The organism is Nonomuraea basaltis, from assembly GCF_005893125.1.
In the GTDB taxonomy this organism is placed as follows: domain Bacteria; phylum Actinomycetota; class Actinomycetes; order Streptosporangiales; family Streptosporangiaceae; genus Nonomuraea; species Nonomuraea basaltis.
The window spans coordinates 1-8,463 of record NZ_VCJS01000363.1 but is presented as its reverse complement, the minus strand read 5'-3'; the positions used below and the strand labels follow the sequence as shown (position 1 = coordinate 8,463).

The window sequence follows — 8,463 nt, the reverse complement described above, 5'->3', positions numbered from 1 at the left end:
GGCCTGACCCGACCGGCGCCTGGCTGCGGAGGGCGTAGGCACACGACCCTCTACGGCCCTGCACGCGTTCCCCCAGGTCAACCCTCAATTCCGGGCTCACGTGTGACTACCAACTGCGGAACCCGGGCATCGAAAGCGGGGTGAATGTGACCCCGGGATCCCCCGTGACCGCCCGCCAGGCCGCCGAGCGCCTCGAACGGGAGCCATGCACGATCCGCAAATGGGCGTCCCGCTACCGGGCACGGGTCCTCGGCCGGGCCGGGCGGGAGACCGTGTACGACTACGCCGACCTCGCCACCATCGAATGGTGCATCTGGGCCGGCCACCCCGTACCCGCCACGCCGTATGACCGCGACGAGCTACGCGCCGCCCGCCGAGCCGCCGCCGCGGCGTGACCGCTACACCGAAGGAGCACCCTCGTGCAGATCAGGCCCCGCGTCCGCATCGTCGGCGCCGAACGCCACCAGCTCACCCAACTCGTGGCCGGCCGCTACCAGGCGGGCGAATCCATCCGCGTCCTCGCCGAGTCGATCGGCCGGTCGTACGGGTTCATCCACAAGCTTCTCGAGGAGGCCGGGGTGGATCTGCGGCACCGCGGCGGCGACCACTGCCCCAGAAAGCCCGCCCCCGCTGGGGGCGCGTAGACGTGCAGGGTTCCCCGGTCATGGGTCGCACCGTCCGGGGAACCCTGCACCGATCTGCGCTCGCACCTATTTTCCGGCGCAAAGGCAGTGGGACAAGATCGACCCGACGACTACCACGACCTGACAGAGTGCGACCTCGGGAACCTCCAGATGCTCGGCGACTGCTCGTGTAAGGCGCCCGAGCAGATGCGGCCTTATCACGGGCATTTGCCGTTGCACTCCTTGGTCCAGAAAGTCCCGCATCCCGACGGCTTATAGTCGCAACCCGCTCGCATGCACCCGTACCTCCAGCAGTAGTCGTCGTACCAGCAGCAGTTGCAGGTGTAGCTGCAACCGCAACCGTCGTCGGGACCGAGGTTTGCCAGCAGGACTCCTGCTTCGGACGTGCCGAACGCGTCGACAACAACTTGGCGCACCGCTGTGGTGTCCCGCGCCTCGCCAGTCAGGTCGAAGACGGACTCGTCCGCGATGAATTCCTCTGCAAAGGTGAGTGCCTTTTCTTGATCCGCCGTTAAGGCGGGGTGCGCATTGCGATAGTGCTTGAGATGCGTTCTCCACAACTCCGCGCGGCTACGCGCAGGCAGGTTACGGAAGATCTCCCGCCGGTATTCACTCTGATATCTGGTGAAGGCCTCGTAAGCCTCCGGCAGGCGGTCCTTGTTGGCGTTGACCCACGCCTCGGCGGCAACCTGGCGCTCGGCGGCGAACGCTGGAACATTCCCGCCAATCAGCAGGCCACCGGCAACTACGGCCCCGAACCGCAGGAACTGAGTACGCGAGACACCAGACTCCGACGGCCGGGCGGCTGGCACCAGCGGTTCGCTGACCTCGGCGCGAAGTCGACCGAGCGCACTCAGTACACCCATCGCTTTCCGTACACCCAGATGCCGCAGAAGCGGCAACGCCATCCGCCGCGAAGTCCACCCTCTGACCTCTTGGTCGTCTCGACGAACACGGAGGAGCGTCGGAGCGAAGGGTGGCTCGGCGCCAAACGCGGCCGAGCGCCACTTCAAGACGCTCGGCTCGGTGAGAGCGAGAACTTCGAGCCGCCCCTCGGCGACATCGTCGACAGCATGTGCGATCTCGTGACAGGTGCCGCATGATTCATCAAAAGCGAGAATCCAACGATCAGAACGGTCAGACATACCAACCCTACCTTCCGCATCACTGCGATGTGCAGAAACTTACGGAGCCGCGACTCGGGACTGCGCACCCGCCCGCGTCTCGTTCGGTCGCAGGTAAAATAGGATGGATAAGCGTGTTACCACAGAGCTTTGCTTCGAGTAAACCGCCCCATCCCAATAGAACCCTTGGTCAAATCGACCCTGACATGGCCGCCCCTGAATAGCAATCCCATATCCGCAACGTCTGTTTCGTTTTCTGGATAGGATTTTTCCATTTCGAACACAACTTGCTACCCGGAATTCGCTGAGATCACCTCAGTGTCCCATTTAGAGCAAGAATCGCTTTTTTGGGTGCAGATTGACCAAGGGTAGGCGTGGCGTACCACCCCCGAACATGGCGGAGCCCGCCGACAACGCGGCGGGCTCCAGGCTGATCTATCGGACGTAACAGCTCACTCTGGCCGCAGCCACGCCTGCGGCTTGCGCTCCCTGCTGAGCGTTGATCTCGTCGGCGGGACACGGGTCCGAGTCCCGGCCCAGGTACAGGTCGGCGTGGTCGGCCACGAGCGCCATGGATACGTCGTCGTACAGGTCGCTCTCGTCGGTCGGCCAGTCCGGGTACTTGGCGTCGGCGCTCCCCCAGATGAGGAGACGGATCGCGCCATCCGCGTCCAGGTCGGGGCGTTGCTCCAGGAGGGTGGCGACCTGGTCGAGCACGAAGGCCACCTGAGCCCAGTCGGTCATGGGCACCTCGCCGGTTCGACGCCGTGCGGCTGCTCCCACATCAGCCGAGCCACCTTGTCCAGATCGTCGCCCTCCAGATGAGCTCGGCCGCCGACCTGGCGGAACAGGCGAGCCATCTCGCGGGCCGCGCTGCGGGCACTGCCCCGGGGGATGTCGGACAGGTACGTGACGAGGTCCGATTCGATCATGTGGCTGTACTGGACCTCGACCACGTGGGCTGCTAGCTGGTACCGCTCCTGTTCGCCGCAGTCTCCGCACGGCGCAGGCTGGTCACCCCAGATGGCCCGGATGAGAGCCTGGTCCGGGGTGAGGCTGAAGTCACCGAGCATGATGTCGGCCGCTCGCTCCAGCACGTATGCGATGCACGCGAAGCTGGCCATCACGCGCACCTCGTTCCTATGGCACTGATCTCGCACGCGGTCACGTACGCCCGAGCGAGCGGGATCGTCACCTGGTGCGTGGTCCGGCCGTCGAGGGTGCGGTGCACGTCGATGCCGTGCTCCTCCACGTAGAACGCGAGCAGCGGGCTGTCGTCGTCCTCTCCGAGCGAGATGAGGAGCGTGGTGCCGGGCTCGGGCGCCGCGAGCAGGTCGATGACGCTCACGACGGCCATCGGCGCGAGCCGGATCGGCTTGCCCGACACGTCCAGCACGACCGTGCCGAGCGGGGCGTCGGCCGGCGCGGGCTGCACGTCGAGGTAGGTGCCGTCCGGTGCGGTGTAGGTGGGGTTCGTCGTTTCACCCACCGCGGGCCTCCTCGATGGCCGCGCGCACCACGGCGCACTGATCAGCCGGGACGGTCACCCGGTACGTCCGGCCCTGCCGCCGGTCGAGCGTGAACTCAGCACCCTGGTCGCCGATCACGACGTGGAAGAACCACATGAAGGGCTCGATCGTCGTCTGCACCCCGCGGCCGGGCTCCAGGGATCGGAGCACGCGCACCAGCGAGCCCGCGAAGTCAGAGTAGAGCCCGACCTTGAGGCCGGACACGGTCAGATAGAGCGACCCTTCGGGGGCGTCGGTCGGCTTCTCCACGTGCAGGTATGTGCCGTCCAGTTCGGCGTAGAGCGGGGTGAAGGTGTTACTCACCGCGCGTCGCCTCCTCGATCGCCGCCCGAACCTCGTCGGACCGGTCGTGCGGGATCGTCACCGAGGCGTTGGTCTGGCAGGCCGGGAAGGCCACCGCCAGCGCCAGGCCATCCGGCCCTGAGTGGGCGGTCAGGTCCAGATGGCCGTAGCCGTCCGGGTCGGGGATGCGGAGCTGGATCGCGTCGTAAGTGGCGTCCGGGCCGAGCATGCCGAGCAGCAGGTTGAGGTAGTCGGGCTCCAGCCCGAAGAGGATGCCGGAGACATTGACGATGACAGAGCCGGGCGGGGCGTCCGGGAGAGCGTCGATCACGTCGAAGTACGTGCCGTCCGTGCCGACGTAGATGGCTGTGTCGATGAACATGGTGGCGTTCCTTTCGCGAGGAATGTGGACGCCACCGTACGACCGGCACCTACCGCCTGTTGGCCATCCGCTCAGATTCGCCGGATCGGTTCAGAGCCGGATTTCGTTCATGCGGCCGGCGCGGCGGGCTGGAGCGACGTGTTCCCCAGCAGAGACAGGCACTGACACCCACTGCGACCCGTCATCGCCCAGTCCACAGTCAACAATTCCTCAACCGATCCTCAACGGCTCCCGCCGCAGCATCAGTCCTGAAGGACGCGATTCGCGCGGACACTCGTCCGCCAATCCTCACAGGAAGGGAGCGCACGTGCACAAACGAATCAGCCTGGGGCTGGTCGGCCTCCTCACCGGCCTGATCCTCTTCGCAGCCTCGCCCGCCGTCCAGGCCGACGCTCATGCAGCGTCGGCGACCACGACAGCGATCACTGCCGCGCCCGTGAGCGCGGCGCAGAAGCTCGACCGCTGGATCACGTACGCGCACTACCCAAGCAAGGCGGTGTGCCACGCGCAAGGCAAGTTCCTCACCTACAAGAAGAAGCTCGCCAAGGCGTACAAGTGCGTCCGGAAGGTGAAGATCGGCCCGTTCAAGACCTACCAGCTCAAGCTGCTGGTGGGCTGGCTGTAGCCGATGCGTAAGGGCGCCGCGCTGGCTGCTCCAGAGCCGGGTGGCGCCCTTCAGGGGACGAGCACGTTGATCAGTACACCGATCGGGATCGACGCGGCGATGCCCAGTGCGAAGAACTTCCACTGCTGGCGCCGCTCTTCTTGGATGGTTGCTTTCGTCTCGCCGACGAGGATCTGCCGGATGTTCTCGGCTTGCGCCTGGTCGATAGCCAGGAGGCGCTGCTGCTCCTCGGCCTGGGCGATGAGTCCTTCGCGGGCCGTCTGCTGCGCTTCAAGTTCGCGGCGCAGGTCGTCCATCAGCTTGGCGGCTTCGGTGAACGCTTTGTTGACCTGGCGGATGCGCTCACGCAGCAGGTCGCCGGGGTCCATGACGTCCGCAGCCTCAATCCGGCTGGTGGTCCGCCGCGCAGACCGTACGACGACGAACACAACCATGCCTAGGCTCAGGCCGCCAAGGACGATGAGCACCCAGAGGGGCACGACCTCGCTGAGGGTACGTACGCCTATGATAGCGATCATCGCCAGCACGATAAAGACGAGTCCTGGGCCGTCGGCTCGACGGCGTCGAACGTAGACAGATCGGTGCATGAGCTACACGTCTCCGCTCTGTAGGTGATGGGGGCACTGCGGCACGAACGGCAAGCGCGGCGCGGCCCTATGCAGTGATCTCGCGGGCGGTCGCTGCGGCGCGCAGGTCCTTCAGGTCGGGGATGTGGTTGTACAGGGTGCCGACGCTGACGCCGAGGAGCTTGGCGATCGACGTGATCGAGTGCTCAGGGTTGGGGAGCATGTCCTTCGCGGCCCGGATCAGGTCCTCGTTCACGACGGTTGGCCGGCCGCCGACCCTGCCGCGCGCTCTGGCGGAGGCCAGGCCCTCGCGGGTGCCCGCGATGATGAGTTCGCGGATGAACTCGGCGAGCGCGGCGAACACGTGGAAGACCAGGCGCCCGCCCGGGGTGGTGGTGTCCAGATTCTCGTGCAGGCTGGTGAACCCGATCTCGCGGCGGCGTAGTTCGCCGACCATGGTGATGAGGTCGGCGAGGGACCGGCCGTACCGGTCCAGCGAGGGGACGACGAGGGTGTCGCCCGCGGTGAGGAAGGCGTGGCAAGCTTGGAGCTCGGGTCGCTGGGCGGTCTTGCCGGACTTCTTGTCGGCGAAGATGCGGCGGCACCCGGCGGCAGTGAGCGCGTCGATTTGGCGTTCGAGGAGTTGCCCGGCGGTTGAGACGCGGGCGTAGCCTATGCGGATCTCGGTGGGCCGGGCGGGGAAGGCGGCCAGCGAGTCGGTGGGGAGTTCGAGAGCCTTGGTCACCCTCGGATCCTCTCAAGAAACGGTGTTTCGGGGTTGTTGAACGCCCGAGGTTATTGAAGAAGTTTTTGAGGGGTTTCAGGGCCGCTGTCAGGTATCGATGATCATCTTCAAAAACGTTCGTTTCTTGAAGGCTCGAACGCCTGCCTGATCATGGTCGGCGCGCTAGCATCGCGAGTGAATCCTAGTTGGCGGTTCCGCCAACAAACTCTCCTCGCGAAAGAGATGATCATGAGCGAAGCTCACACCACCCCCGACACCGGGCTCGTCACGCCCGAGGTCGCCGAGAACGTCCTGTGGTCCAAGTACCCCGCCACGCGCCGCACGGCGGGGCCGGGTCACTTCCTCGAACTGCTGATGGAAGCCATCGGTCGGGCCGACCTGGAGAACCAGGCGAGGCTTGCTGCCGGGTTCCCGGAGTACGTGGCTGCTTGGGGTCTGTCGTTCGATGACCTCTACAGCATCGCGCGGCCGGGTGAGGTGCGATGAGCACCTACGAGTACGGCGTCCGGTACACCAACGACACCGGTCAGTCGGGCATCGCCTACGACCCAGACAAGTTCGACCCGCGCGACCGTGCGTTCGCCGACATGCGCTGCCGGGGAATGCACACGGCGCAGGAGGACCGCGACATCCCCAAGGACGCCACCCTCATGCGCCGGCTGCCCGGCGGGGAGTGGGAGGCGGACCCGCAGTGGGCGGCCGAGATCGGCGCCTGGAACGAGTACGTCGTCCAGGTCGAGGCGCTCTGGGACGCGGGGCGCGACGACGAGGCCAGGGCGTTCCGCGACAACGCCGAGTCGTGGCTGAGCGCGCGGCAGGCCGAGCTGCTGGCGGCGGCGGGTGAGGCCCGATGAGGCTGCCCGCCGACTGGGAGACGGAGTCGGGCTCCGGCTACTGGAGCCACCTCGCCCACCTGATCCACAAACCATGCGGGTTCCGCACGAACTTCGCGTACGACCTGATCGCCCAGTCGAACAACCTCCAGTCGCCGCGCGACGTGGTGTATGGGCACAGGTGTTCCGAGGGCGAGGCCGACGAGGAGCCGACGAGCGACCAGGAGCCCGTCTTCCTCAACGTGGACCTGCCGCTCACGCAGGCCCAGCTCGACAACCTGGAGCGCGCCGCCGCCGATCTCGGGATGCCCGTGCACGAGGTGCTGGCGCTGCTGGCGGGTCGGGTGCAGGTGGAGTCCGCTGGCCGGGTCTACCTGGCGGGCGAGGACGAGTCAGGCGGTGAGGCCCGATGAGCCTCGTCGTGTTCAAGACCGCGCCCGACCGCGACTGCTACGTGCTGTTCCAGACGGTCAACGACTGCCCGGTCTTCATCGGCGACCGCGCCAAGACCGCTGTCCGGCTCTGCATCGAGGCCGAGACGGCGGTTGCGGAGGCCGCTGTCGCTGGGAAGCTCGACCGGGCCGACCAGACCGGCACCTCGTACAGCGATGGCGAGGGCGGCTGGGGCGCCGAGGGGGTCATGGTCGGTGAGTACATGTTCCCTAGCGACGTCGGTTCCCGGTTCCTGCCGCGTGCCAACCTGGAGGAGTTCGTCAGGGCGGCCGCGGTGGGCGACGTGGAGCGGATGGTGGAGCTGTCCGTCGAGATGGAGGAGTCGGGCTCGGTCGGGGGTGGCGTGTGAGCGACACCGTGCGGTTCCGGGTCTGGTCCGAGATCCGAGACATCAGCAACAGCCACGACGAAGCGATCGTGGACTCGGAGATCACGCGCGAGGCGTGGGCCGCCATGACCGAGGACGAGCAGCAGCAGGTCCGCGATGACCTCTACCAGGGGTACGTGGACAATCGTGTCGAGGGCGGCTGTGAGGCGATCGAGGACAAGGACTCGGTCGGGGGTGGCGGCTGATGGCGCTCACCGAAGCCGAGCGGCTGGAGCGGATCGCGCAGTTGGTCCCGCCGTGCCCGCCGCCGAACGTGTGGGACGGCTACGACCTGTGCCCGAACCATGGGGGCAGGTGGCCGTGTGCCCAGACCGAGGCGTACTGGCTCGCCCGCGGCCTCGACCTGGGCGAGGCGCAACGGGCGGCGATCGACGCGTTGCCGAAGCCCGCCGACTTCTACGCCGGCCCGGAGGACATGGAGTACGACCCGGCCGAGGACGGCGCCTGATGGATCGGCGTACGGCGAAGCGGGAGGCGTGCTTCCGTGCGGCCTTGGCCCTGGACAATGCGTTGTCTGGGGGCTGGGAGAGTCTCGACGAGAGCTATGGCAAGGAGGACGCCGACAAGATCCGCGAGGCCATCAACGAGATCGTGGCCGAGCTCACCAAGCGCGGTGGTCGGGTGCCGTTCGACTCGTGATCGCTAAAGATTGATCTTCGCGTGCTGGTCGGTTTCGGGACCTGCCAGCACGCGCGGAATGCTCATCATGGTGACCGCTCGCGGCCTAACTGACCTGGCCTGAGGCCAGTGTCACTCGCAAGGTGATGGGTTTCCCCTCGTATCGTTGAGGCATCGCCTAAGAGGAGGACCAGGCGATGGCAGAGACACGACGAAGGTTCGATCCCGACTTCCGGGACGGCGCTGTCCGGATCGTCGAGGAGACCGGCAAGCC

At 66.5% G+C, this 8,463-nt stretch carries 18 protein-coding genes; 10 read left to right on the top strand and 8 right to left on the bottom strand.

Features of this window, described 5'->3' with window-relative positions:
- Nucleotides 1-164 precede the first annotated feature (164 nt).
- Both EJK15_RS65320 and EJK15_RS65315 read left to right on the top strand, forming a co-directional pair.
- Nucleotides 165-395 (top strand): hypothetical protein, encoded by a 231-nt coding sequence (locus tag EJK15_RS65320; RefSeq protein ID WP_138720273.1) that lies wholly within the window; start codon nt 165-167, stop codon nt 393-395.
- A 48-nt stretch (nt 396-443) separates the two neighbouring features.
- Nucleotides 444-644 carry a helix-turn-helix domain-containing protein gene (locus EJK15_RS65315; protein WP_240778050.1) on the top strand — a complete coding sequence of 67 codons (201 nt, stop codon included), beginning with the start codon at nt 444-446 and terminating at the stop codon, nt 642-644.
- A gap of 197 nt (nt 645-841) precedes the next feature.
- On the opposite strand, the gene EJK15_RS65310 is transcribed toward EJK15_RS65315, so the two are convergent.
- The 6 genes from EJK15_RS65310 to EJK15_RS65285 all read right to left on the bottom strand — a co-directional run bounded on the left by EJK15_RS65310 (nt 842) and on the right by EJK15_RS65285 (nt 3,961).
- The gene (locus EJK15_RS65310) at nt 842-1,789 is read right to left on the bottom strand and encodes a bacteriocin fulvocin C-related protein (RefSeq protein WP_138720271.1); all 948 of its coding nucleotides are present in this window, start codon (nt 1,787-1,789) and stop codon (nt 842-844) included.
- 414 nt (nt 1,790-2,203) lie between these two features.
- Nucleotides 2,204-2,512, bottom strand: coding sequence for a hypothetical protein (locus EJK15_RS65305; protein WP_138720270.1), 309 nt, complete (start codon nt 2,510-2,512; stop codon nt 2,204-2,206).
- Nucleotides 2,509-2,892: a hypothetical protein gene (locus EJK15_RS65300; protein ID WP_138720269.1), complete on the bottom strand. Its 384-nt coding sequence runs from the start codon at nt 2,890-2,892 to the stop codon at nt 2,509-2,511. The genes EJK15_RS65305 and EJK15_RS65300 overlap by 4 nt, the downstream gene beginning before the upstream one ends.
- The gene (locus EJK15_RS65295; protein ID WP_138720268.1) at nt 2,892-3,257 is read right to left on the bottom strand and encodes a hypothetical protein; all 366 of its coding nucleotides are present in this window, start codon (nt 3,255-3,257) and stop codon (nt 2,892-2,894) included. The genes EJK15_RS65300 and EJK15_RS65295 overlap by 1 nt, the downstream gene beginning before the upstream one ends.
- Nucleotides 3,250-3,600, bottom strand: coding sequence for a hypothetical protein (locus EJK15_RS65290; RefSeq protein ID WP_138720267.1), 351 nt, complete (start codon nt 3,598-3,600; stop codon nt 3,250-3,252). The genes EJK15_RS65295 and EJK15_RS65290 overlap by 8 nt, the downstream gene beginning before the upstream one ends.
- On the bottom strand, nt 3,593-3,961 hold the full coding sequence (locus EJK15_RS65285) for a hypothetical protein (RefSeq protein WP_138720266.1): 369 nt from the start codon (nt 3,959-3,961) through the stop codon (nt 3,593-3,595). Before EJK15_RS65285 ends, EJK15_RS65290 begins: the two co-directional genes overlap by 8 nt.
- 307 nt (nt 3,962-4,268) lie before the next feature.
- Between EJK15_RS65285 and EJK15_RS65280 the strand changes: the two genes are divergently transcribed.
- On the top strand, nt 4,269-4,586 hold the full coding sequence (locus EJK15_RS65280; protein ID WP_138720265.1) for a hypothetical protein: 318 nt from the start codon (nt 4,269-4,271) through the stop codon (nt 4,584-4,586).
- A 50-nt stretch (nt 4,587-4,636) separates the two neighbouring features.
- On the opposite strand, the gene EJK15_RS65275 is transcribed toward EJK15_RS65280, so the two are convergent.
- Nucleotides 4,637-5,104, bottom strand: a complete 468-nt coding sequence (locus EJK15_RS65275; RefSeq protein WP_138720264.1) for a hypothetical protein — start codon at nt 5,102-5,104, stop codon at nt 4,637-4,639.
- A 136-nt stretch (nt 5,105-5,240) separates the two neighbouring features.
- Nucleotides 5,241-5,897 (bottom strand): recombinase family protein, encoded by a 657-nt coding sequence (locus EJK15_RS65270; RefSeq protein ID WP_138720263.1) that lies wholly within the window; start codon nt 5,895-5,897, stop codon nt 5,241-5,243.
- A 228-nt stretch (nt 5,898-6,125) separates the two neighbouring features.
- Between EJK15_RS65270 and EJK15_RS65265 the strand changes: the two genes are divergently transcribed.
- From EJK15_RS65265 to EJK15_RS65235, 7 genes are read left to right on the top strand one after another with little or no spacing between them, the layout of a single operon-like run.
- Entirely contained in the window at nt 6,126-6,383 is a 258-nt protein-coding gene (locus EJK15_RS65265) for a hypothetical protein (RefSeq protein ID WP_138720262.1), read from the top strand.
- Nucleotides 6,380-6,751, top strand: coding sequence for a hypothetical protein (locus EJK15_RS65260; RefSeq protein ID WP_138720261.1), 372 nt, complete (start codon nt 6,380-6,382; stop codon nt 6,749-6,751). The genes EJK15_RS65265 and EJK15_RS65260 overlap by 4 nt, the downstream gene beginning before the upstream one ends.
- Nucleotides 6,748-7,143 carry a hypothetical protein gene (locus EJK15_RS65255; RefSeq protein WP_138720260.1) on the top strand — a complete coding sequence of 132 codons (396 nt, stop codon included), beginning with the start codon at nt 6,748-6,750 and terminating at the stop codon, nt 7,141-7,143. The genes EJK15_RS65260 and EJK15_RS65255 overlap by 4 nt, the downstream gene beginning before the upstream one ends.
- A complete protein-coding gene (locus tag EJK15_RS65250; RefSeq protein ID WP_138720259.1) occupies nt 7,140-7,532 on the top strand; it encodes a hypothetical protein in 393 nt (130 codons plus the stop codon). The genes EJK15_RS65255 and EJK15_RS65250 overlap by 4 nt, the downstream gene beginning before the upstream one ends.
- Entirely contained in the window at nt 7,529-7,756 is a 228-nt protein-coding gene (locus EJK15_RS65245; protein WP_138720258.1) for a DUF7167 family protein, read from the top strand. Before EJK15_RS65250 ends, EJK15_RS65245 begins: the two co-directional genes overlap by 4 nt.
- Complete coding sequence (locus tag EJK15_RS65240) at nt 7,756-8,019, top strand: hypothetical protein (RefSeq protein ID WP_138720257.1); 264 nt, start codon at nt 7,756-7,758, stop codon at nt 8,017-8,019. The genes EJK15_RS65245 and EJK15_RS65240 overlap by 1 nt, the downstream gene beginning before the upstream one ends.
- On the top strand, nt 8,019-8,210 hold the full coding sequence (locus EJK15_RS65235; protein WP_138720256.1) for a hypothetical protein: 192 nt from the start codon (nt 8,019-8,021) through the stop codon (nt 8,208-8,210). Before EJK15_RS65240 ends, EJK15_RS65235 begins: the two co-directional genes overlap by 1 nt.
- Nucleotides 8,211-8,463: the final 253 nt, after the last annotated feature.